The organism is Rhodoligotrophos appendicifer (genome assembly GCF_007474605.1).
GTDB classification, from domain to species: Bacteria; Pseudomonadota; Alphaproteobacteria; order Rhizobiales; family Im1; genus Rhodoligotrophos; species Rhodoligotrophos appendicifer.
Map to the genome: position 1 here is coordinate 1 of NZ_VHKL01000031.1, position 1,612 is coordinate 1,612.

The window sequence follows — 1,612 nt, forward strand, 5'->3', positions numbered from 1 at the left end:
TCAAAGACGTCTTGCCATGATCAACATGACCAATCGTCCCTATGTTGCAATGCGGCTTCGACCGATCGAACTTCTGCTTGCCCATCTCTCCGTCCTTGTACAACGCGCCCGAAAGGGCTGCACCCGCAGGGGCGGCGGACCGCCGCCATGTTCTTATCTGAATTTGGAGCGGGTGAAGGGAATCGAACCCTCGTCGTAAGCTTGGAAGGCTTCTGCTCTACCATTGAGCTACACCCGCGCTTCCGCCTCGGTCTTGGGCAATCGCGCTGAGACACTTCACGGTCTATGTGACATTCGCAACTGGTGGAGGGGGTTGGATTCGAACCAACGTAGGCTAAGCCAACGGATTTACAGTCCGTCCCCTTTAACCACTCGGGCACCCCTCCGTGCCAAATGTCACCCGTGTGGAGTGCACAGGAAATCGTCCCGGACCGGTTCACCGGGAAGCAACGAGCCGCTTTATGGGGACGGGCTCCAGTCCTGTCAACCCACTAGACTCCGACGACAGTCTTCGGATCAAGATGTTGGTGGTACCCTTGGCACGTCTGCCGTATAGCCAGCACATGAAACAAACTCGATACTCCCGCCAAAGACATCCCCATCGAGGCCAGGAGCTCGACTCCCACGGAACGGGTCGGGACATTATTTATGGGAGCCACGCCGTTCTGGCCGCGCTTCGGAATCCCAGGCGCCATCATATCAAGTTGTGGCTATCGGAGAACGCGTCACACCGATTCGCGACGGAACTCCCTGCAAGCGTTCCCCGGGAGATTACTGCGCCAAAGGTGCTAGACCAGATGGCAGGACCGGATGCGGTCCATCAGGGGCTCGTCCTCGAAGCGCACTCCTTAGAGCCCGTCGATCTCGAGGATGTCCCAGGCCAAGGTCTGATCCTGTTGCTGGATCAGGTGACGGATCCTCATAACGTCGGAGCGGTGCTTCGTCTGGCCGCCGCCTTCGGCGCCCATGCACTCGTAACAACGGAACGACACAGTCCCGGACTCACCGCCGCCCTGGCGAAGGCTGCCAGCGGAGGACTGGAGCATGTAGCCTTCGCTCGCGAAACCAACCTTGCGCAAGCCATCCAGACCATAAAAAATAAAGGATTCACGGTGATCGGCTTGGACAGTGAGGCCGAGATTGAACTCAGCGAGGCCCCTTTGCAACCCCCGCTCGCACTCGTTTTCGGAGCCGAGGGCAAGGGGCTTCGGCGGCTCACCAAGGACCGTTGCGATATGGTCGCTCGAATTTCTCTTCCGGGACCGATCGCCAGTCTCAACGTCTCAACTGCCGCAGCTATCGCTCTCTACATCGTCACCCGCGAAGCTTCGATTGCACCTTGACACTTGTGGGTCGGTTACGAGATTGAAGCGATAGCGCCGGCATAGCTCAGTTGGTAGAGCACCTGATTTGTAATCAGGGGGTCACGGGTTCAAATCCTGTTGCCGGCACCAAAAATTCATAAAAAACAATACTTTAGATAAAAGACTTTGTCACGCATGGCAGTCTGAGCAAATGTTGTCACGCATTTGTCACGCTGCTTTAAAACCTGCTGAGGCTTTCGCAAGCGAGGGCGCGATGCGCTTCGCAGTAGGGATTCGGTGAAACGCGG

The 1,612-nt window shown here is 57.1% G+C and carries 1 protein-coding gene, 3 tRNA genes and 1 pseudogene; 2 read left to right on the forward strand and 3 right to left on the reverse strand.

Annotated features, from left to right (window positions below; all coding sequences use genetic code 11):
* The 3 genes and pseudogenes from FKM97_RS26130 to FKM97_RS26140 form a co-directional block, all read right to left on the reverse strand.
* Window positions 1-85 (reverse strand): annotated as a pseudogene (locus FKM97_RS26130) (elongation factor Tu); the annotation flags it as partial.
* A 79-nt stretch (window positions 86-164) separates the two neighbouring features.
* Window positions 165-238: transfer RNA gene (locus tag FKM97_RS26135), tRNA-Gly, on the reverse strand.
* 63 nt (window positions 239-301) lie between these two features.
* Window positions 302-386: transfer RNA gene (locus FKM97_RS26140), tRNA-Tyr, on the reverse strand.
* A gap of 177 nt (window positions 387-563) precedes the next feature.
* On the opposite strand from FKM97_RS26140, the gene rlmB reads away from it, so the two are divergent.
* Window positions 564-1,343, forward strand: coding sequence for a 23S rRNA (guanosine(2251)-2'-O)-methyltransferase RlmB (gene rlmB / locus FKM97_RS26145; RefSeq protein ID WP_246105282.1), 780 nt, complete (start codon window positions 564-566; stop codon window positions 1,341-1,343).
* A gap of 35 nt (window positions 1,344-1,378) precedes the next feature.
* Window positions 1,379-1,454: transfer RNA gene (locus tag FKM97_RS26150), tRNA-Thr, on the forward strand.
* Window positions 1,455-1,612 lie beyond the last annotated feature (158 nt).